17 protein-coding genes are annotated in these 18,813 nt (G+C 71.5%); 9 read left to right on the plus strand and 8 right to left on the minus strand.

Annotation, left to right across the window (positions count from 1 at the left end):
* Positions 1–51: 51 nt before the first annotated feature.
* Positions 52–1,677 (minus strand): ABC transporter permease, encoded by a 1,626-nt coding sequence (locus tag JMF97_RS17250; RefSeq protein ID WP_203222496.1) that lies wholly within the window; start codon positions 1,675–1,677, stop codon positions 52–54.
* On the minus strand, positions 1,674–2,576 hold the full coding sequence (locus JMF97_RS17255; protein WP_203222497.1) for an ABC transporter ATP-binding protein: 903 nt from the start codon (positions 2,574–2,576) through the stop codon (positions 1,674–1,676). Before JMF97_RS17255 ends, JMF97_RS17250 begins: the two co-directional genes overlap by 4 nt.
* A gap of 105 nt (positions 2,577–2,681) precedes the next feature.
* On the opposite strand from JMF97_RS17255, the gene JMF97_RS17260 reads away from it, so the two are divergent.
* On the plus strand, positions 2,682–3,458 hold the full coding sequence (locus tag JMF97_RS17260; RefSeq protein WP_203222498.1) for a TetR family transcriptional regulator: 777 nt from the start codon (positions 2,682–2,684) through the stop codon (positions 3,456–3,458).
* A gap of 22 nt (positions 3,459–3,480) precedes the next feature.
* On the opposite strand, the gene JMF97_RS17265 is transcribed toward JMF97_RS17260, so the two are convergent.
* Complete coding sequence (locus JMF97_RS17265; RefSeq protein WP_203222499.1) at positions 3,481–4,812, minus strand: carbohydrate-binding domain-containing protein; 1,332 nt, start codon at positions 4,810–4,812, stop codon at positions 3,481–3,483.
* A gap of 131 nt (positions 4,813–4,943) precedes the next feature.
* Positions 4,944–6,461: a glycerol kinase GlpK gene (glpK, locus tag JMF97_RS17270; protein WP_203222500.1), complete on the minus strand. Its 1,518-nt coding sequence runs from the start codon at positions 6,459–6,461 to the stop codon at positions 4,944–4,946.
* A gap of 258 nt (positions 6,462–6,719) precedes the next feature.
* On the opposite strand from glpK, the gene JMF97_RS17275 reads away from it, so the two are divergent.
* Positions 6,720–7,226 carry an ATP-binding protein gene (locus JMF97_RS17275; RefSeq protein ID WP_203222501.1) on the plus strand — a complete coding sequence of 169 codons (507 nt, stop codon included), beginning with the start codon at positions 6,720–6,722 and terminating at the stop codon, positions 7,224–7,226.
* 24 nt (positions 7,227–7,250) lie between these two features.
* Here the strand turns inward: JMF97_RS17275 and JMF97_RS17280 are convergent, their stop codons facing one another.
* Positions 7,251–7,565, minus strand: coding sequence for a TraR/DksA family transcriptional regulator (locus JMF97_RS17280; RefSeq protein WP_203222502.1), 315 nt, complete (start codon positions 7,563–7,565; stop codon positions 7,251–7,253).
* A 486-nt stretch (positions 7,566–8,051) separates the two neighbouring features.
* Here JMF97_RS17280 and JMF97_RS17285 point away from each other — a divergent pair, with 486 nt between their 5' ends.
* The 3 genes from JMF97_RS17285 (at position 8,052) to JMF97_RS17295 (ending at position 11,007) form a co-directional block, all read left to right on the plus strand.
* Complete coding sequence (locus JMF97_RS17285) at positions 8,052–8,387, plus strand: SCP2 sterol-binding domain-containing protein (protein WP_203222503.1); 336 nt, start codon at positions 8,052–8,054, stop codon at positions 8,385–8,387.
* A complete protein-coding gene (locus JMF97_RS17290) occupies positions 8,384–10,426 on the plus strand; it encodes an amylo-alpha-1,6-glucosidase (protein ID WP_203222504.1) in 2,043 nt (680 codons plus the stop codon). Before JMF97_RS17285 ends, JMF97_RS17290 begins: the two co-directional genes overlap by 4 nt.
* Before the next feature lie 68 nt (positions 10,427–10,494).
* Positions 10,495–11,007, plus strand: coding sequence for an NUDIX domain-containing protein (locus JMF97_RS17295; protein WP_203222505.1), 513 nt, complete (start codon positions 10,495–10,497; stop codon positions 11,005–11,007).
* Positions 11,008–11,034: 27 nt separating this feature from the next.
* On the opposite strand, the gene JMF97_RS17300 is transcribed toward JMF97_RS17295, so the two are convergent.
* Positions 11,035–12,204: an LLM class flavin-dependent oxidoreductase gene (locus JMF97_RS17300; protein WP_203222506.1), complete on the minus strand. Its 1,170-nt coding sequence runs from the start codon at positions 12,202–12,204 to the stop codon at positions 11,035–11,037.
* 167 nt (positions 12,205–12,371) lie between these two features.
* On the opposite strand from JMF97_RS17300, the gene JMF97_RS17305 reads away from it, so the two are divergent.
* From JMF97_RS17305 to JMF97_RS17315, 3 genes are read left to right on the plus strand one after another with little or no spacing between them, the layout of a single operon-like run.
* Positions 12,372–13,340 carry an aliphatic sulfonate ABC transporter substrate-binding protein gene (locus tag JMF97_RS17305; RefSeq protein WP_203222507.1) on the plus strand — a complete coding sequence of 323 codons (969 nt, stop codon included), beginning with the start codon at positions 12,372–12,374 and terminating at the stop codon, positions 13,338–13,340.
* Complete coding sequence (locus tag JMF97_RS17310; RefSeq protein WP_203222508.1) at positions 13,337–14,173, plus strand: ABC transporter permease subunit; 837 nt, start codon at positions 13,337–13,339, stop codon at positions 14,171–14,173. The genes JMF97_RS17305 and JMF97_RS17310 overlap by 4 nt, the downstream gene beginning before the upstream one ends.
* Positions 14,146–14,871 (plus strand): ABC transporter ATP-binding protein, encoded by a 726-nt coding sequence (locus JMF97_RS17315; RefSeq protein WP_203222509.1) that lies wholly within the window; start codon positions 14,146–14,148, stop codon positions 14,869–14,871. The genes JMF97_RS17310 and JMF97_RS17315 overlap by 28 nt, the downstream gene beginning before the upstream one ends.
* Before the next feature lie 63 nt (positions 14,872–14,934).
* On the opposite strand, the gene JMF97_RS17320 is transcribed toward JMF97_RS17315, so the two are convergent.
* Both JMF97_RS17320 and JMF97_RS17325 read right to left on the minus strand, forming a co-directional pair.
* The gene (locus JMF97_RS17320; protein ID WP_203222510.1) at positions 14,935–16,089 is read right to left on the minus strand and encodes a YeiH family protein; all 1,155 of its coding nucleotides are present in this window, start codon (positions 16,087–16,089) and stop codon (positions 14,935–14,937) included.
* The gene (locus JMF97_RS17325) at positions 16,089–16,232 is read right to left on the minus strand and encodes a hypothetical protein (RefSeq protein WP_203222511.1); all 144 of its coding nucleotides are present in this window, start codon (positions 16,230–16,232) and stop codon (positions 16,089–16,091) included. Before JMF97_RS17325 ends, JMF97_RS17320 begins: the two co-directional genes overlap by 1 nt.
* 277 nt (positions 16,233–16,509) lie before the next feature.
* On the opposite strand from JMF97_RS17325, the gene JMF97_RS17330 reads away from it, so the two are divergent.
* Complete coding sequence (locus tag JMF97_RS17330; protein WP_203222512.1) at positions 16,510–18,810, plus strand: hypothetical protein; 2,301 nt, start codon at positions 16,510–16,512, stop codon at positions 18,808–18,810.
* Positions 18,811–18,813 lie beyond the last annotated feature (3 nt).

The following is an 18,813-nucleotide window of genomic DNA, read 5'->3' on the forward strand; positions in this document are numbered from 1 at the left end:
GGCCTGTCGACGCGCGGTGGGCGTGCCGGGAGCGCACCCGAGAAGAGCCGGTCACCGTGGGGTGTCGCGGTGGCGGAAGGCGGCCAGCCCGGCGCCCAGCAGCACCACCGCCACGGCGGTGAGGGCGAGCAGCGGCGCTGCGGTCGCGTCGGCGGCGGGTACGGACGGCACGTGCGTGTACGGCGACAGGTTGAGTGCGGCCTGCGGCAGGTCGAGCACCGTACCGAGCTGACCGAGGAGCAGGAACGCGATCAGCGACGCCCAGCTCAGTGCGACCGACAAGCGCGGCAGCGCGCCGAACAGCGCGGTGACCACCCCGGCGACCACCAGCAGCGCCGGTAGCCGCAGCAGCGCCGCCCCGGCCAGGTCGACCGTCCAGCCCACCGGATCGCCGTCGGCCACGCCGTACCCGAGGCCGGTGGTGATCCCGGCCAGCAGCACCAGCACCGACGCGCCGAGGACCGCGCCGAGGACCTGCGTGCCGAGCCATCGGGTACGGCTGACCGCCGTGGCGAGCAGCGCCTCCAGGATGCCGTCGGACTCGTCGGTGCGGGTCCGCAGCAGCGCCTGCACCACGTACGCTCCGATGGTCAGCGCGAAGATCCCGAGCATCGCGGCCAGGTACGCGTCGACCAGTTCGGCACCGCCGCCGAGCTGGGCGATCACCTCGGCCGCCTGCGGGTTCTCCGCGATCATGGCGTCGACCTCGTGCCCGGCCGCGCCCATGGCGAGACCGAGAATCGCCACCGCGACCGCCCAGCCGGTCAACGCCCCCCGGTGCAGCCGCCAGGTCAACCCGGCGGGGCTGAGCAGCCCGGACGCGGCTCGGGCCGGCCCGCGACGGGCGGCGAGCAGGCCCGCGCCGACGTCCCGACGCTCGGCCAGCAGGTAGGCCACGGCGACGCAGCCGACGAGCAGGGCGACCGGCAGGGCCAGCACCCACCAGCGTTCCGGGCCGAAGGCCCGGACCTGGGTGCCCCAGCCCAGCGGGGACAGCCAGACCGGCCAGGCGCTGTCCAGGCGGGTCGCGGCGGCGGCCCGCTCACCGAGCACGTCACCGGCGGCACGCAGCAGGAACGCGACTCCGACCGTGGCGGCGGCGAGGGCGTTCGCGCCGCGCGAGGTGACGGTGAGCTGGGCGGTGACGGCGGCGACGCCGGTGAAGGCGACACCCACCCCGCCGACCGCCGCCGCGGCGGCCACCGATCCGGCGACCGGCAGGCCGGTGCCGATCAGGGCCAGGGCCAGCAGCCCGGCGGCCAGCACGTTGGCGCCCACCACCACGACCAGGGCGGCGGTGAGCAGGGCGTACCGCCCGACCGGCGCGGCGCCGAGCAGTTCCGCCCGCCCGGTCTCCTCGTTCTGCCGGGTGTGCCGGATCACCGCGAAGGTGCTGAGCAGCGCGGCGAGCAGCGCCAGGGTCAGGTACGACTCGGTGACCACCACGGCACCGATGTCCGTGCCGGCGATCGGGCCGTTGAAGGCCCGGGCGACCACGCTGCTGATCGCGGTCTCGGCGTAGCCGAGGCGGGTCTGCGCGTCGGGGTAGAGCCCGGCGACACTCTCGGCGAGGGCGTACCCGATCAGGGGGGCGCCGAGCACCCAGACGCCCAGCCGGACCCGGTCGCGGCGCACGGCGAGCCGGGCCAGCCGACCGGTGCCGGTGAGGGTGCTCATCGGGCACCGCCGTCGGTGACGGTGTCGCCGTAGTGGCGCAGGAACAGCTCCTCCAGGGTGGGCGGTGCGCTGGTCAGGGCCCGGACCTGGAAGCGGAGCAGGTGAGCCAGCAGGGTGTCGAGGTGCGCCGGCTCGACCTCCAACCGGACCCGCCCGTCGACGGCGCGGACCTCGTGCACCCCCGGCAGCTCGGCCACCCCGGTCAGCGGGCGTACGGTCTCGACGGTGACCGTGGTGCGGGCCAGGTGCCGCAGCTCGGTGAGGCTGCCGGACTCCACGATCCGTCCCTCCCGGATGATGCTGACCCGGTCGCAGAGCGCCTCGACCTCGGCCAGCACGTGGCTGGAGAGCAGCACGCTGGCGCCGCCGGCGGTGAGTTCGCGGACCTCCTCCTGGAACACCGCCTCCATCAGCGGGTCGAGCCCGGAGGTGGGTTCGTCCAGGACGTACAGCTCGACGTCGGAGGCGAAGGCGGCGACGATGGCGACCTTCTGCCGGTTGCCCTTGGAGTAGGTGCGGCACTTCTTCGTGGGGTCCAGTTCGAAGCGGCGCAGCAGCTCGTCGCGGCGGCGTTCGTCGAGGCCGCCGCGCAGGGCGCCGAACAGGTCGATCGCCTCGCCGCCGGAGAGGTTGGGCCAGAGGTTGACGTCGCCGGGCACGTACGCCAACCGCCGGTGCAGCGTCACCGCGTCGCGCCACGGGTCGCCGTCGAGGACCCGCACCTGCCCGGAGTCGCGACGCAGCAGGCCGAGCAGGATCCGGATGGTGGTGGACTTGCCGGAGCCGTTGGGGCCGAGGAAGCCGTGCACCTCCCCCGGTTCCACCCGCAGATCCAGCCCGTCGAGGGCGCGTACGCTGCCGAAGGTCTTGACCAGGTTGTCGATGGCTATCACGGACATGGGGGGCCTCCCGCCGCACCGGACACGACTCACTGCACTGACCGATGGTAAGGGCTCGATGCGAGTCTGTCCGACCGCCGGTCAGGAGCGGCTACCCTCGACGGTATGACCTTGGCGGAGACCGACGGCACCCGCGAGAGGATCCTGCGCGCCGCGTTCGACCTGTTCACCGTGCACGGCTACCAGCGCACCTCGTTGCGCCGCATCGCCGAGCGGCTCGGGCTGACCAAGGCCGCGATCCTCTACCACTTCCCCAGCAAGGGGCACCTGCTCACCGCCCTGGCCGAACCGATGGTCGGCGACCTGGAGAGGCTGGTCGACGCCGCCGAGGCGCTGCCGCCCGGGCCGGCGAGGTGGACGCTGCTGGAGGGCTGGGTGGACACCATGCTGGAACACCGCGGCCGTCTCGGTCTGCTCCTGCACGACCTCGCGCTCGTCGATCAGGGCAGCACCTACCAGCGGCTGCTGCGCATCGCGATGCGGGCCAACCAGATCCTCGCCGGCCCCGACCCGAGCCGGCGGGACCGGGTCCGCGCGGTGCAGGCGATCGCGATGTGCAGCGACCCGGTGGTGTTCCTGATGGAGGTGCCCGCGCCGGTGCTGCGCGCGGACATGCTCGACGGCGTACGCCGTCTGCTGGCCGACGAACCCGCCGCCGCCGATTCCCGGGGCGACGGCGTGGAGCCGACGGTCGGGGCGGTGGGCCGGCGGCGACCCGGCCGACCCCGTTCGATGGGCCCGGAGCAGCTGCTGGCGGCCCGCCGGATGCATGCGGCAGGTACGCATTCCATCGACGAGATCGCCGCCGCCTGCGGCGTGTCCCGGGCGACCCTCTACCGGCATCTCAATTCGTCGGACAATAAAGAGACCGTTTCAAGATAGTTTTGCGACACGGGTCGCGGGATCAGCGCACCAGACCGAGACCGGTGTACCGGCGCTCGTGGGCCGGGAAGTTCTCGGTGGTGTGCGGCGCGTAGATCCAGGTGCGCAGCGAGTCGGCCGCCGTGTCGATCTCGACAAGCCGGACCGGGTTGGTCCGCTTGGAGTGGAAGGTCTGCAGGAACGAGTGGATCCGGTTGCCGTTCACACCGGTGTCCACCCGCGACGCCGCCGTGCCGGTGTGCCCGGAGAAGACGAACCTGATGTTGGGGTAGCGCCGCACCAGGTTGTCGAAGAGGTACTGCGGGCTGCTGGCACCGAATCCGGCGCTCTGCCCGATGCTCGCGTCGCTCTCCAGGTAGTGGTGGGTGACCACGACGACGTTGTGGCGCGGGTGCGCGGCCACCACCTGCTGCGCCCAGGCGACCGCCGCCCGCCTCGGCCACAACTCCAGGGTCAGCACCAGCCAGCGCACTCCCCCGGCCGTGTAGGTGGCGTACGCGTTGTCGACCTTGCCCGCCTCGAACTGGCCCTGCACCGAGCCGAAGCGTGCGGCGGTGAAGTACCTGTTGAACACGGCGGTGTCGCGCAGCAGCGGCCCGGCGGGGCTGCGCGGCTTGCCGTCCGGGCCGAAGACCTGCCCGTCGTGGTTGCCGATGGCCAACGTGTACGGCACCCCGGCCTGCTCCAGCGGACGCAGCGCGTTGCTCGCCCGCACGAACTGGACGTGGTCCGGGGTGTCGTAGTTGACCACGTCCCCGGAGTGCGTGACGAAGCGCAGATCCAGCGCGTTGCGCTGCGCCACCAGCCAGTCGATCCGCTGCCGCAGCCGGTGGTCCGCGGCGTTCAGCACCTCCTCCTGGGTGTCCGGGACGACCGCGAAGCTGAATGTGGTGTCGGTCGGCGGGGTCGCCTCGGTCCGGACGTACGCCAGGTGGGCGTTGCGGTCGCACGCGCCGGTGTAGCGGTCGTTGATCAGGTCGATCCGGACGGTGTGCTGTCCCGCGGGCAGCGGCGCGCCGACCTGGTAGGCGCCGTAGTCGGTGGCGCTGACCACGGTCACCTCGCCGACCGGGGTGCCGCCCACGCTCACCCGCAGCGTGGGCCATCCCTCGCAGTGGTCGCCGATCGCGCCCACCACAAGCGTCCCTGCGCCCTGCACGGTGGTCAGCGCGTAACTGGTGTTGCGCCACAGGGTGGCATGGGTTCCCGACGCCGGCTTCGGTGTCCCGGTGGCCGGCTGGATGGATCCGTTGACCACGGTGAACGGTGACGACGCGGCCGCGTTCGCCGATCCCGCCAACACCCCGGCCGACAGTACGACGACGATCGCCACGATCGCGCGCGTGACCCGCATGGCTGGCTGCCCCTCTCCACGCCTGGCCCCCGTGCCCGACATCGGGGATGTTAAGCCACATCGGCCGGATATGCCCGGCAACGGGCCGTCAGCGGGCGCGCCCCGCCGACGACCGGCCACCGAAGGTGAGGTCACTCCACGTCCACCCAGTCGAGCGTGCGCCGGACCGCCTTCTGCCAGCCCGCGTAGCCGGCCGCGCGTTGCTCCGCCGACCAGGACGGGTGCCACCGGCGGCTCTCGTTCCAGTTCTCCCGCAACTCGTCGGTGTCCTTCCAGAAGCCGACGGCCAGCCCCGCGGCGTACGCGGCCCCCAGCGCCGTCGTCTCGGCGACCACCGGCCGGCTGACCGGCACACCGAGGATGTCCGCCTGCAACTGCATGCACAACTCGTTGACGGTGACCCCACCGTCGACCTTGAGACACTCCACGGCCACCCCGGAGTCCTGTGCCATGGCCTCGGCCACGTCCCGGCTCTGGTAGCAGATCGCCTCCAGGGCGGCCCGGGCGAGGTGGGCGTCGGTGTTGTAGCGGGACAGCCCGACGATGGCCCCTCGGGCGTCGGCGCGCCAGTACGGGGCGAACAGGCCGGAGAAGGCCGGTACGAAGTAGACCCCGCCGTTGTCGTCGACCTGCCGAGCGAGATCCTCACTCTGCGCGGCGCTCCTGATGATCTTCAGCTGGTCGCGCAGCCACTGCACGGCGGAACCGGTGACGGCGATGCTGCCCTCCAGCGCGTACACCGGCCGTTCGCCGGCGAACTGGTAGCAGACGGTGGTGAGCAGTCCCGACTCCGAGCGGACGATCTCCGTACCGGTGTTGAGCAGCATGAAGTTGCCCGTACCGTAGGTGTTCTTGGCCTCGCCCGGCGCGAAGCAGACCTGCCCGACGGTGGCGGCCTGCTGATCACCCAGGTCGCCGGTGATCCGGACCGTCCCGGCGAACGGGCCGCCCGACGCGGTGGTGCCGTAGGCGTGTGGGTCCGACGACGCGACGATCCGGGGCAGCATCGCGCGGGGAATGTCGAAGAACGACAGCAGCTCGTCGTCCCAGTCCAGGGTCTCCAGGTTCATCAACATGGTGCGGCTGGCGTTTGTGGGGTCGGTGAGGTGCACACCGCCGTCGGTGCCGCCGGTGAGGTGCCACAGCAGCCAGGTGTCGGTGTTGCCGAAGATCGCCTCGCCGCGTTCGGCGGCGGCCCGCACCCCGTCGACGTTCTCCAGGATCCACTGGATCTTCCCACCGGAGAAGTAGGTCGCCGGTGGCAGCCCGGCCTTGCGCCGGATGATCTCACCGCGACCGTCGCGGTCCAGGGCCGCGGCGATCCGGTCGGTACGGGTGTCCTGCCAGACGATGGCGTTGTAGTACGGCCGGCCGGTGCGCCGGTTCCACACCACCGTGGTCTCCCGCTGGTTCGTCACGCCGAGCGCGACCAGGTCGGAGGCGGCCAGGCTGTGCGTGTTCAGCGCGGTACGCACCACCGTCTGAGTCCGTTCCCAGATCTCCAGCGGGTTGTGCTCCACCCAGCCGGCCCGCGGCAGGATCTGCTGGTGTTCCAGCTGGTGGCGACCCACCTCGTTGCCGCCATGGTCGAAGATCATGAAGCGGGTGCTGGTGGTGCCCTGGTCGACGGCGCCGACGAAGTCAGCCATGTCCGGATCTCCTTGTCATGCTCGTCGCGCCCCTGGCCACTACGGGCGCGGTCCGGCCACGCCGCACCCGACTGCGGTGGCGGAGCGTGGCAACGGATTGAAGCAGAGCAAAGCACGGCCAGGGCACGGCGGCCACCGCGACGCCCGCCGCACCCGACCGGTGCCTCGGGGCCGCGAAGCGTCGCCGAACCGCCCGCTCGCAGGAGCTTGCCGTCGGGCAAGGGGTGCGGATGTCGCCGGACGACGTAATCTGCCAGCATGAGCAACCTCGACCGACCGGATGCCAACGGCCCGGACGGCGCCTCATCCGGCGGTGACGAGGTCGAATCATTGCTCTCGCTGTCCTTCACCGGGCAGACGGTGACCGCGCTGCGGCACCTGCTCGCCGCGCGGATCGCCGCCGCCGGCCTGGGCGGCGACGCGGCCGAGGATCTCGTCCTGGCCGTCCACGAACTGGTCACCAACGCCGTGCTGCACGGCGGCGGCCGGGGCCGTCTCGAACTGCTCCGGTATCCCGACCGCCTGGTCTGCGAGGTGAGCGACCACGGGCCCGGCGGGGTCGGCCTGACCGTGCAGCGGCCGGGCACCGACACCCCGGGCGGTCGGGGGCTCTGGTTGGCTCACCAGCTGACCGGAGCGTTGACCCTCATTCACCGCAGCGATGGCATGACCGCCACGGTCACCGCCTCACTGATCGCGGGCCCGACCGACCCCACCCGGGCGGAGGGCACCGCGACCGGCGACGGCGGGCTGCCGCACCGGTGATCCGGTCCGGCAGCCCGTGCCGGGTCAGCCGTTCTGCTTCTGCTGGCAGGGCACGCAGAAGCGGGCCTGCGGCAGGATCTCCAAGCGCTCACGCGGGATGGCCGTGCCGCACTTCTCGCAGTCGCCGTAGCTTCCGCTGCTCATCCGTCGCAGCGCGTCGGTGATCTGGGCCAGGCTCTGGCGGGTGGCGGCGATCAACGCGGCGTTGGTGTGTGCCTCGGCCGGGTCGCCGGTGTCAGCGGTCAACTCGGTCAGCCGTGCGGTCTGCGTTTCGAACTCGTGCGTCAGCGTCGTCCTGAGGTCGGTCAGCCACTTCTGGTCGAACGTGTCGGTGCTCATGTCGGATCCCTCTCCTGGAAAATAGAAAAGGGCCGAAGCCTTTGGCTTCGCCCTTGGTCGTCCGGTGGGTTGGACGATTCCCGGAGGGCTCCGACCTGCGGGGCTCGGCTGGCCGTGACCAACCTGCCCGGAAACCCAGACCGTGCGAACCGCCGCAGCCAGCACCGGCGTCGCCGTGACGACGGCGACGCGGTTCATCAGCGCGACGGGGTACATCGAACCACCATAGACGCATTCGCAGGGCAAACCAACGGCAATATCGAGGACCTAACCGCCGGAGCCGACGGCCCGGCCGAGGAGGGCTCGTACCAGGATCAAAGCCGCTAAAGTGACAAACAGCGGCGGGGTCTGCGCTCCACCCGACCGACCGTTCGCGCGGATTCGGTCCTTCGCTGCCGATCGTCGCCGGACGGGACCCTTGGAGTTGGTGCGATGTCGGAGTCGGTTCGGGCGTTTTTCGACGATCTCACCCATAGCGGTGGTCGGATGCTCCGGAAGGTCTCCGGCAGCGTGCGCTTCGATCTCGCCCACCCCCGCGGAGTGGATCACTGGCTGGTCACCATCGACCAGGGCCGGATCACCGTGTCCCAGGGCGGCGCGGTGGAAGCCGACACGGTGATCGGCGCCGACGAGACGTTGTTCCTCCGGATGGCGCACGGGGAGATCAAGCCCTTGTCCGCCTGGCTGCGCAACGACTTCACCGCGGACGGCGAGTTCCGTTTCGTGATCATGTTGGAGCGCCTCTTCGCCCCGCCGAAGGGGGCCCGCCATCCGCGGGTCGCGGCGATGCTGCCGTCGGCGGACGATCGGGAACCCGCATGAAGCGGATGGTACGCATCCTCGACGGCAACATCTTCGCGCTCAGCGAGGACAACGGGGACATGACCTTCGACCCGCCCAGCCCGAGCGGGTTCTTCGTCTTCGACACCCGCTTCCTGTCCACCTGGCGGCTGACCCTCGACGGCGAGCAGTTGCACCCGCTGGCGATCCACGAGCCGAGCTACTACGAGATCCGCTTGTTCCTGGTCCCCGGCAACCCGACGCACTACGTCGACGCGAAGGTCTCGATCATCCGGGACCGGTGGATCTCCGACAGCAGCTTCACCGAACGCCTCACCGTGCTCAACCACACCTGCGAGCCGGCCGAGTACGTGTTACGCATCGACATCGACAGCGACTTCGCGCCGATCTACAACGTGGTCTGGCCGCGGGCGACGCGGTTGCGCGGATATCGGGAGGTGTTCGAGGACCGGTTGCGGCTCGGCTACCGGCGGGAACGGTTCCACCGCGCCACCGAGGTCTCGACCACCGAACCGGCAGCTGTCGACAACCAGGGGATGACCTACCGGATACAGGTCGACCGACAGGGGCGGTGGAGCACGACCCTGACCGTCCGGAGCCTGGTCCTCCGCCCGGACGGTGCCGACGTACGCGAACAGTTGGGGCACACGCACGGCCAGGTCGGCACCCAGTTGCGCCACGACCTGAGCCGGTGGCTGGCCGACGCGCCCCGACTGCACTGTGACTGGCAACCGCTGACCACGACCTATCGACGCGGCCTGACCGACCTGGCCGGCCTGCGATTCGCCCCGCTCGCGATGCCGCACGAGACGATGCTCACCGCCGGGCTGCCCTGGTCGGCCACCATCGTGGGCCGCGACGCCATCCTCACCTGCTACCAGACCCTGCCCTTCGTCCCCCGCACGGCCGCCACCACGCTCCGGCTGCTCGCCCTGGACCAGGGCACGGTGCTCGACGACTTCCGGGACGAGGAACCCGGGAAGATCATCAACGAGTTCCGGTACGGGGAGATGGCGGCCTTCGAGGAACGGCCCCAGTCGCCGTACTTCGGTGGCGCGGACGTCACGCCGCTGTTCGTCGTACTGCTCGACGAGTACGAGCGGTGGACCGGCGACGGTCAGCTGGTCCGCGACCTGGAGGAGGCCGCCCGCGCGGCCCTGCACTGGATCGACGAGTACGGCGACATCCGCGGCGACGGCTACCTCTGGTACCGGCGACGCAACGAGAACAGCGGTGCCATGAACCACTGCTGGAAGGACTCGCCGGAGGCGATCTGCTACCGCGACGGCCGGCTGCCGGGACTGCCCCGCGCCACCTGCGAACTGCAGGGTTACGCGTACGACGCCCGACGTCGTGGGGCCCGGCTGGCCCGTGAGTTCTGGGGTGACCCGGCGTACGCCGACCGCCTGGAACGGCAGGCCGAGGAGCTCAAGCAACGGTTCAACCGGGACTTCTGGATCGAGCAGGGCGAGTACTTCGCGCTGGCGCTCGGCCCGGACGGCGACCACGTCGACGCCCTCGCCTCGAACATGGGCCACCTGCTGTGGAGCGGCATCGTCGACGAGTCCCGGGCCCCGGCGGTGGCCCGACACCTGCTCGGGCCCCAGATGTTCTCCGGCTGGGGAGTGCGGACGCTGGGCACCGGACAGGCCAGGTACAACCCGCTCGGCTATCACCTGGGCACGGTGTGGCCGTTCGACAACGCGTTGATCGCCGCCGGGCTGCGCCGGTACGGCTTCGTCGCCGAGGCCGGGATCATCGCCGAGGGCGTCATCGACGCCGCCCAGCACTTCGGCGGGCGGATGCCGGAGTCGTTCGCCGGCTACGACCGGGCGCTGACCCGCTATCCCGTGCCGTATCCGGCGGCGAACAGCCCGCAGGCGACCGCGACCGGCTCGACCTTCCTGCTGCTGCGTACCCTGCTCGGCCTCGAACCGTACGGCGAACACCTGGTGGTCCACCCCGCCATCCCGCAGCGTTTCGGCCGGATCGAGTTGCTCGACATCCCCGGACGGTGGGGGCGGATGGACGCGATCGGCAACGCCCGCATCACCACCTGACCACACTGGACGGTCGACCCCGCCCCGGGCCGGCGACCACGGGCCGGCGGGGCGTAATGTGCATCGACATGACCGGGGTGGCCTACTCGCACTGCTCGTACTGCGGCACGGCATATTCCGCGGCGGCCGGTTGGCCCCGGCTCTGCGCGAACTGCGGTCAGACGGTGTGGCGCAATCCGCTGCCCGTCGCGGTGGCGCTGCTGCCGGTGCTCACCCCGGACGGTATCGGTGTGGTGGCCGTGCGGCGTGCCATCGAGCCCGCCCGTGGGCTGCTCGCCCTGCCCGGCGGCTTCATCGAGTACGGCGAGCGGTGGGCGCAGGCGCTGGTGCGTGAACTGCGGGAGGAGACCGGGCTGCTCGCCGACCCGGACCAGGTCGACCTCGTCGCGGTGCAGAACGCGCCGGCGGGCGGCACCCTGCTCGTCTTCGGTGAACTGCCGCCCCGCCCGATCGAGGAGCTGCCCGCCTCGGCCCCCACGGCGGAGGCCACCGAATGGTTGGTGCTGACCCGGCCGACCGAGTTGGCCTTCTCCACGCACACCGAGGTGCTGGCCGACTTCTTCGCCCGCCACGCCGGCTGACCTGCCCGGTTCCGCGCGACGACCCCGCTAGCCACGCCCCGCCGGCACCGGTGGGGTGGCGAACGGGATGCCGGTCGGTTCGGGCACGGTGACCGCCGGTCGGGCCGGGTGCCGCCACAGGCCACGCTCACCCAGCACCGGCAGCACTCCCTCGCCGAACCAGTACGCCTCCTCCAGATGAGGCTGTCCGGACAGGACGAACTCGTCGATGCCGAGGGCGTGGTACTCGGCGATCCGGTCGGCCACCTCGATGTGGCTGCCCACCAGGGCGGTGCCCGCGCCGCCGCGGACCAGCCCGACGCCGGCCCAGAGGTTCGGCGAGACCTCCAGGCCGTCACGGGACCCGCCGTGCAGGTCGAGCATCCGGCGCTGCCCCTCCGACTCGCTGCGACGCAGCCCCTCCTGGGCAGCCTGGATGTCGGCGTCGGCGATGCCGTCGAGCAGCCGGCGGGCCTGCGCCCACGCGTCCTCGCTGGTGTCGCGGGCGATGACGTGCAGCCGGATGCCGAACCGGACGTCGCGTCCGGCTTCGGCGGCCAGCCCTCGGATCCAGTCGAGCTTCGCGGCCACCTGCGCGGGCGGCTCACCCCAGGTGAGGTAGACGTCGCTGTGCCGGGCGGCGACCGGACCGGCGGCGGCCGACGACCCTCCGAAGTAGACCGGCGGCACCGGGTCGGGCAGCCGGGCCAGTCGCGCCCGTTCGACCCGGACGTGCGGCCCGTCGTGGTCGACCGTCGCACCGCCCCACAGCGCCCGCACCACCGTCAGGAACTCGTCGGTACGGGCGTACCGGGCGTCCTTGTCCAGGAAGTCGCCGTAGGCGCGCTGCTCGTGGGCCTCGCCACCGGTGACCACGTTGACCAGCAACCGCCCACCGGAGAGGCGCTGGAAGGTGGCGCCCATCTGCGCCGCCAGGGTCGGTGAGAGCATGCCTGGGCGGAAGGCCACCAGGAACTTCAGCCGCTCGGTGACCTCGGTCAGCATGGCGGTGCTCAGCCAGGCGTCCTCGCACCAGGCGCCGGTGGGCGTCAGGGCGCCGACGAAGCCCAACTGCTCGGCCGTACGGGCGATCTGGCCCAGATAGGCGACGGTCGGCGGACGGGCGCCACCGGCTCTGCCCACCGGCACGCCGTGACCGCCGCCCACGATGTCCCGGCTGTCGCCGTACGTGGGCAGGAACCAGTGGAAGGTCAACATGGCTCGATCCTCCGGGCGCGGGTTGGCTGCTCCGACCGGCCGTCCTCAATGCGCTCGGGAACGACCACGCGAACAGACTACCCATAAAACCTATCGAGTTAGTAGGCTGTCGTCGCCGCTGGACCTCATCGATGTCCGCGGGACCCTTTCGCCGTCGAGGAGTGCTCATGCGTACCCCTGCCCCGCGCCGTTCCCGCGTCGTCACCGCCGCCCTGACGGTGCTCTCCCTGGTCGCCGTCGGGGCGCTGACCGGCTGCGCCGACGATCCGGCCGGCGGCGACGAGTCGCCCCGACTGCGCATCGGCTACCAGCGTTTCGGCGGGCTGAGCCTGGTCAAGGCCCGAGGTGAAGCGCCGGACGCCGAGTGGTCGCTGTTCGAGAGCGGACCGGCGCTGACCGAGGCGCTCAAGGCCGGCTCCATCGACATCGGCCAGACCGGAGAGGCGCCGCCGATCTTCGCCGCCGCCGGCCGGATTCCGTTCCAGATCATCGGGACCTCGGAGCCGGTCCCGCAGGGCGAGGCCGTACTGGTCAAGGAGGACTCCGGCCTGCGTACCTTCGCCGACCTCAAGGGCCGTACGGTGGCGCTCAACAAGGGCTCCAACGTGCACTGGCTGCTGGTCCGCCTGCTGGAGGCCAACAACCTGACGTTGTCGGACATCAACGTCAAGTACCTCAAGCCCGCCGAGGCCCGGCCCGCCTTCGACAACGGGCAGGTCGACGCCTGGATCATCTGGGATCCCTACTTCGCCCTCGCCGAGCGACCCGGGGTGCGGATCCTCGCCGACGCCACCGGCCTGGCCAGCAACCGCGAGTACGTGCTGGCCCACCCGGACGCGTTGACGCACAAGTCCCCGCAGATCGAGGCGTTCCTGCGCACCTACCGCACGGTCACCGACTGGGGTATCGCCAACCCCACCGAACGCGCCGCGGTGCTCGCCCCGGAACTGAAGATCCCCAAGGACGTCACCAGCCGGGCGCTGGCCCGTAGCGCCCGCGCGCTGGCACCGGTCACCCCGGCCGTCGGCGACGAGTTGCAGGCCATCGCGGACGGGTTCACCACCCTCGACCTGATCCCCGGGACGGTGGACATCCGGGCCCGGATCGACGGGCGCTTCACCGAGGTGTTCGAGTGACCAGGGCGACCGCCGTACGGCCGACACCGGTCACCGCCCCGGCCACCGCACCGGGCGTACCCGGACGGTCTGGACGCGGCCTGGCCTGGCGTCGGTCGACCACCCCGCTGCTGCTGGTCCTCGGGTGGGAACTGGCGGCCCGGTCCGGGTTGCTGGCCGCGGAGAAGTTGCCCGCCCCCAGCACGGTGCTGGCCACCGGTTGGCGACTGACCCGCGACGGCACCCTGCTGACCCACCTGCTCGACTCGCTCACCCGGGCCGGCATCGGGTTGCTCATCGGCGGCGGGCTCGCCGTCCTGCTCGGCGCGCTCGCCGGGCTGCTGCGCATCGGCGACGACCTGGTCGACCCGCCGGTGCAGATGGCCCGGATGCTGCCCCACCTCGGGTTGGTGCCGCTGCTGATCATCTGGGTCGGCATCGGCGAGTCGTTGAAGATCAGCCTGGTCGCCCTCGGCGCGTTCTTCCCGCTCTACTTCAACACCTACGCCGGCATCCGGGACATCGACGAACGGCTGGTCGAGGCGGCCCGTACCTGCGGGTTGGGAGCGCTCGCCCGGCTGCGACACGTGGTGCTGCCGGGCGCGCTGCCCGCGCTCTTCCTCGGCCTGCGGCTGGCCATCGGCGCGGCCTGGCTCAGCCTCGTGGTCGGCGAGCAGGTCAACGCCCAGACCGGCGTCGGCTTCCTGATGATGGAGGCCCGTGAATTCAGCCAGACCGACGTGGTCGTCCTCGGCCTGCTCGTGTACGCCCTGCTCGGCCTGCTGTCCGACGTCGCCATCCGGATCGTGGAGAGGAGGACGCTGACATGGCGTCGCGGACTTCGGGCCGGCTGACCGGGCCGGTGCTCACCGCGACCGGCGTACGCCGCCGGTTCGGTGCCACCACGGTGCTGACCGGCGTAGGTCTGCGCATCGCACCGGGTGAAGTGGTGGCCCTGCTCGGCGGCAGCGGCTCCGGCAAGAGCACCCTGCTGCGGGTGCTCGCCGGCCTCGACGACGAGGCCACCGGCGAGATCACGTTGCGCGGCCGGGCGGCGGTGGTGTTCCAGGAACACCGTCTGCTGCCGTGGAAGCGGGTGGCGGACAACGTCGCGCTCGGCCTGAGCGGTCCGGACGTGGCCGAGCGGGTCGCCCGGGCGCTGGCGGAGGTCGGCCTCGCCGAGCGGCACCGGGCCTGGCCCGCCGAACTCTCCGGCGGGCAGGCGCAGCGGGTGGCGGTCGCGCGGGCGCTGGTCCGCGAGCCGGACCTGCTGCTGCTCGACGAGCCGTTCGGCGCGCTCGACGCGCTCACCCGGCTCCGGATGCAGGGCCTGCTGCGCCGGTTACGGGCCGAACACGGCTTCGCCGCGCTGTTGGTCACGCACGACGTGGAGGAGGCACTGCTGCTCGCCGACCGCCTGCTCGTCCTGGAAGCGGGTGTCATCGCCGAGGAACTGCCCGTTCACCTCGGGCCCACCCGGTCCCCCGACGATCCGGCCTTCGGCGCGCTGCGCCGCCGCCTGCTCGACCGCCTCGGCGTACCCGCCCTGTGAGGACCGACGCGCGGCCGGGAACCGTTGTCCTGTCCCCGGCCGCGCGCCGGTGCCGCCCCAGGGTCAGCTGAGGCTGAAGCCCGCGAACAACAGCGAGGCCAGGCCGAGCGCGAGAACCAGGTTGAACACGGTGGCAGCACCGAACACCGCGATGGGACGCCAGCCGGCCTGCCGCAGCGCCGCCACCCGGACCTCCAGGCCGATGCTGACGAACGCCAGGATGAAGAACCAGGTCCGCAGGTCGTTGACGATCGAGATGGTGGCCTTGCCGTCGGCGCCGACCACCTTCAGGTACCAGGTGGCGATCACCGACGCCGCGACGAAGCCGAGGACGAACTTCGGAAAGCGGCGCCACAGTTCACCCAGCCCCGGCCGGGCCGACCCGGGCCGCCGTTCGACGTGCAGGGCGAAGTACGCGGTGAGCGCCACCGCGACCACGCCCATGAGCGCGTTCTGGGTGACCTTGACGATGCTGGCGATCTGCAGCGCGTCCTCGCCGGCCAGCGCCCCGGCCGCGGTGACCGCCGCGGTGGTGTCGATGTTGCCGCCGATCCAGGCACCGGCCACCGCCGGTGACAGCCCGAGCACGTCGGCCAACCAGGGCAGCAGGAAAATCGACGGAAGGGCAAAGACGATCACCAGGCTCGCCGTGTAGGCGAGTTGCTCACGACGGGCCCGGACTGCGCCGGCAGCGGCGATGGCGGCGCTGACCCCGCAGATCGAGACCGCGGAGGCGAGCAGCGCCCGCAGCTTGTCGTCCAGGCCGAGCCGCCCGGCCAACCACCAGGTGAACAGGAACACTCCGGAGATCAACAGGAGCGCTTGGGCGATGGCGGGCCCGGCGGCGCTGGCGATCACCGCCAGGTTGATGGAGGCACCGAGCAGCACCAGGCCGGTCTTGATGAAGAACTCGGTACGGAACGCGGCGGCGATGCGGTCGTGCAACCCGGTCAGCGTGACCACCAGGTTGCCGAGCAGACCGAGCACGATGGCGTAGACGGGATACTCGATCGCCGCCGCGATGTCCTCCAGCGCCGTGCCGGCCGCCCACTCGGGCACCTGCTGTTCGAGATAGCGGGTGAGCGCGGCGAGGAGCAGGACCACCAGCAGGCCGGCGGCCGTCCAGGCCCAGAAGTTCCTGTCCCGCACTGCCGGGGCGGGCGGTCCGGCAGTCGGGGCCGCTTCCGCTGCGGATCGGGTGTTGGCGTCGGCGGCCATCAGGGCACCAGCCCGGCGGGAATGGCACCGGCCAGGACCAGACCGAGCAGGGCGAGACCCAGGATGGTGGCGGCCCAGTCCTCGTTGACGGCGAACCGGCTCTCGGGTGCGGTGGGTGACGGTTGGGGTTCCGGATTGGTCATGATCGCCTCTTTCGACAGATCGACGGGGAGGACCGCCCGCCGACGGCGGAAGCACAGATGAAGTAGACCTATATTCCTACCGGGAAACTAGGTTTTCAAGCCCTTGTCCGCTCCCGTTCGTCGGGCCCGCCGCGTCACCGGCAATCCTGTCCGGCACAACGTCCACCCATGCCGCAGGCGTGACCGGCGTCGGGGCGGGTAGACGGCGACGCCGCGCCCGCAGCGGTTCGGTCGGGTTCCGCCACGCCCGGCCGGCAGAGACGACCCCGGGGGACGAATGACCAGCGGACCGCAGGCCCACGTCGATGTCGTGGAACTGCGGGTCCATGGTGTGTCCGGCGCCGGGGCCGAGCAGATCCTGAACCGTCCGCACAGCTACCAGGTCGCCGGGGACGGCAGCGGGGGCTTCTACCGGCCGCATCCGGACTATCCGGATGCCAAGGGCCCGGCCGGAGTGACCCTGGAGGCGTACCGCTGGAGTGATCTGCCCTCCGGGACGACGGTCCGGACCTTGTCGCTGATGTTCCTGTTGCCGTTCATGCTCTGCAACGTCGCCATCTGGATGCGACCGGCGACCCGGGGCACCTCCGGTGCGGGGATCAAGGCGACCTGCCGGCTGCTCGCCCTCACCCTCACCATGCTGTACGTGCTCGCCACGATGGGGGTGGCACTGGACCTGATCGCCGTCCGGTGCATGTCGAACCCGTTCTGCACGGCGAATCGGCCGTGGTTGTCCTGGCTGAGCGGACGACCCACCGGCCTACGCGTGTCCGTGCTCGCCCTGGCGCCGGCCGCCGCTCTCGGGCTGGTCTGGCGGCTCGGCGCACGACCGGGACACAACTTCGACACCTTCCACCGGGCGGCCAACGAGTCGAAGCCCCACGCACTCAGCGCGGTGGGCCAGTGGGACGGCGCGCCGCCGGTGGGCCGCCTGCGTTCGCTGCACGTCGCCGCCGGCTTCGCCACCCTGAGCAGCGGCCTGCTCATCGCCCGTTGCTTCGCCGGCCCCTCGACGCTGAGTGTCGCTCCCACCGTCGTGGCGATCGCGATACTCGGTGCCTGCGTCACGGTGCTCTGCGTCCGGCCGTGGATCGACGCCCCGGACAGTGGACGGGTGGACCGGTTCTGCTCCTTCCTGCGCACCGCTGCCTGCGTGCTCACCGCAGTGGTCCTGGTCCTGGTGGCGGTCGACCCGACACCCTGGCGATCGGCGGTGGGGTTGCCCGGATACAGCGTGATGGTCGGCCTGGTCATCCTCGCGCAGACGGCCCTGCTGTTCACCCTCGGCGTGGCGACCCTCGCCACCCGTGCTCAGCTCAACGACAAGGTGAGCGTGGCGGGCCGGGCGCGTGGCGGGGGGATCGACCCGGAGGAGGCGCGGCGTGGATTCGGCTGCGACGGGCTCGGATCGGGACCGTTGCAGGGGCTCGGGGCACCGGTCATCGCCGCCACCGCGACCGGTCTGGCGCTCGCCCTCACCGCAGACCTGGTCTTCGGGGTCGCGGATCTGCTCAACCGCCGTGCCCTGGCCGACGACGAACGCACCATCTCCGCGCCGCTGGGCTTCAAGTGGGCCATCTTCGTGTTCCTGCTGGCGGCAGTGATCGTCCTGGTGGGCGCGGTGGTGGTGAACCTGGCGAGTCGGTCCGTACGGATGAACAGCGCCCGGGCCACCGTGGCCCGCGACTTCCCCGACGCCCCCGCCGCGGCCCGGTACCGGCTGGAGCAGGTCGAACGCACCATCGCCCGGGCACGGTTCACCGAACGTCTGGAGATCCTCGCGGTGATCTACGCCGGTGTGGTCGGCGTGGGGTTACCCACCATCCTGCTCGGAATGTTGCAACTCGCTCCCGGCCAGGTCGTCGAGCAGCTGACCGGGATACCGGGGGCGGCGACGAACTTCGGCATCCAGGTGGGCAGCGTCCTCATCGCGGCCGTGGTGCTCGCCCTGCTCATCGGCGGCATCTTCGCCTACCGCACGGCCGAGTTCCGCCGGTACGTCGGGGTGCTGTGGGACCTGGGCACCTTCTGGCCCCGGGCGGCACACCCGTTCGCCCCGCCCTGCTACGCCGAGCGGGCGGTGCCGGAGTTGAGCCGGCGGATCACCTACCTCACCGAGCAGGGTCACGGCGTCCTGCTGACCGGGCACAGCCACGGGGCGGTGCTGCTCGCCGCCACGGTGCTGCAACTGCCCCGTGAGGTCTGCGGCCACCTGGCCCTGCTCACGTACGGCTCACCACTGCGCCGGCTGTACGGGCGACTGTTCCCCGCGTACGTCAACGAGCAGGTGCTGCGCGACGTGGGCGAGCGGGTGAACTGGCGGTGGCTGAACCTGTGGCGCGACACCGACCCGATCGGCGGTTGGGTCTTCTCACCGCACCGCCCGGGCCGGGATCCGGTGCTGCCCGGGCCACCGGGCACCGTCGATCGACGCTTCCGTGACCCGGTCGACGTGGTCCCCCCACCCGGCGACAGCGTGCCACCACAGATCATCGGGCACTGGCCCGGCGAGGCCGACCCCCGGTTCCGGGCCGCGGTGATTGATCTGGCCGAGCGGCTGCGCAACCGGCTGCCCTGAGCA

It is taken from the genome of Micromonospora fiedleri (genome assembly GCF_016774385.1).
Classification (GTDB): Bacteria; Actinomycetota; Actinomycetes; order Mycobacteriales; family Micromonosporaceae; genus Micromonospora; species Micromonospora gifhornensis.

Excerpts from the sequence above, each read along its gene's own strand:
- JMF97_RS17330 (WP_203222512.1), top strand. The coding sequence starts at position 16,510 with ATGACCAGCGGACCGCAGGCCCACGTCGATGTCGTGGAACTGCGGGTC.
- JMF97_RS17285 (WP_203222503.1), top strand. The coding sequence starts at position 8,052 with ATGCTCCGGAAGGTCTCCGGCAGCGTGCGCTTCGATCTCGCCCACCCC.
- JMF97_RS17265 (WP_203222499.1), bottom strand. The coding sequence starts at position 4,812 with ATGCGGGTCACGCGCGCGATCGTGGCGATCGTCGTCGTACTGTCGGCC.
- JMF97_RS17280 (WP_203222502.1), bottom strand. The coding sequence starts at position 7,565 with ATGAGCACCGACACGTTCGACCAGAAGTGGCTGACCGACCTCAGGACG.
- JMF97_RS17315 (WP_203222509.1), top strand. The coding sequence starts at position 14,146 with ATGGCGTCGCGGACTTCGGGCCGGCTGACCGGGCCGGTGCTCACCGCG.
- JMF97_RS17255 (WP_203222497.1), bottom strand. The coding sequence starts at position 2,576 with ATGTCCGTGATAGCCATCGACAACCTGGTCAAGACCTTCGGCAGCGTA.
- JMF97_RS17275 (WP_203222501.1), top strand. The coding sequence starts at position 6,720 with ATGAGCAACCTCGACCGACCGGATGCCAACGGCCCGGACGGCGCCTCA.
- JMF97_RS17305 (WP_203222507.1), top strand. The coding sequence starts at position 12,372 with ATGCGTACCCCTGCCCCGCGCCGTTCCCGCGTCGTCACCGCCGCCCTG.
- JMF97_RS17325 (WP_203222511.1), bottom strand. The coding sequence starts at position 16,232 with ATGACCAATCCGGAACCCCAACCGTCACCCACCGCACCCGAGAGCCGG.
- JMF97_RS17300 (WP_203222506.1), bottom strand. The coding sequence starts at position 12,204 with ATGTTGACCTTCCACTGGTTCCTGCCCACGTACGGCGACAGCCGGGAC.
- glpK (WP_203222500.1), bottom strand. The coding sequence starts at position 6,461 with ATGGCTGACTTCGTCGGCGCCGTCGACCAGGGCACCACCAGCACCCGC.
- JMF97_RS17295 (WP_203222505.1), top strand. The coding sequence starts at position 10,495 with ATGACCGGGGTGGCCTACTCGCACTGCTCGTACTGCGGCACGGCATAT.
- JMF97_RS17320 (WP_203222510.1), bottom strand. The coding sequence starts at position 16,089 with ATGGCCGCCGACGCCAACACCCGATCCGCAGCGGAAGCGGCCCCGACT.
- JMF97_RS17290 (WP_203222504.1), top strand. The coding sequence starts at position 8,384 with ATGAAGCGGATGGTACGCATCCTCGACGGCAACATCTTCGCGCTCAGC.
- JMF97_RS17260 (WP_203222498.1), top strand. The coding sequence starts at position 2,682 with ATGACCTTGGCGGAGACCGACGGCACCCGCGAGAGGATCCTGCGCGCC.
- JMF97_RS17250 (WP_203222496.1), bottom strand. The coding sequence starts at position 1,677 with ATGAGCACCCTCACCGGCACCGGTCGGCTGGCCCGGCTCGCCGTGCGC.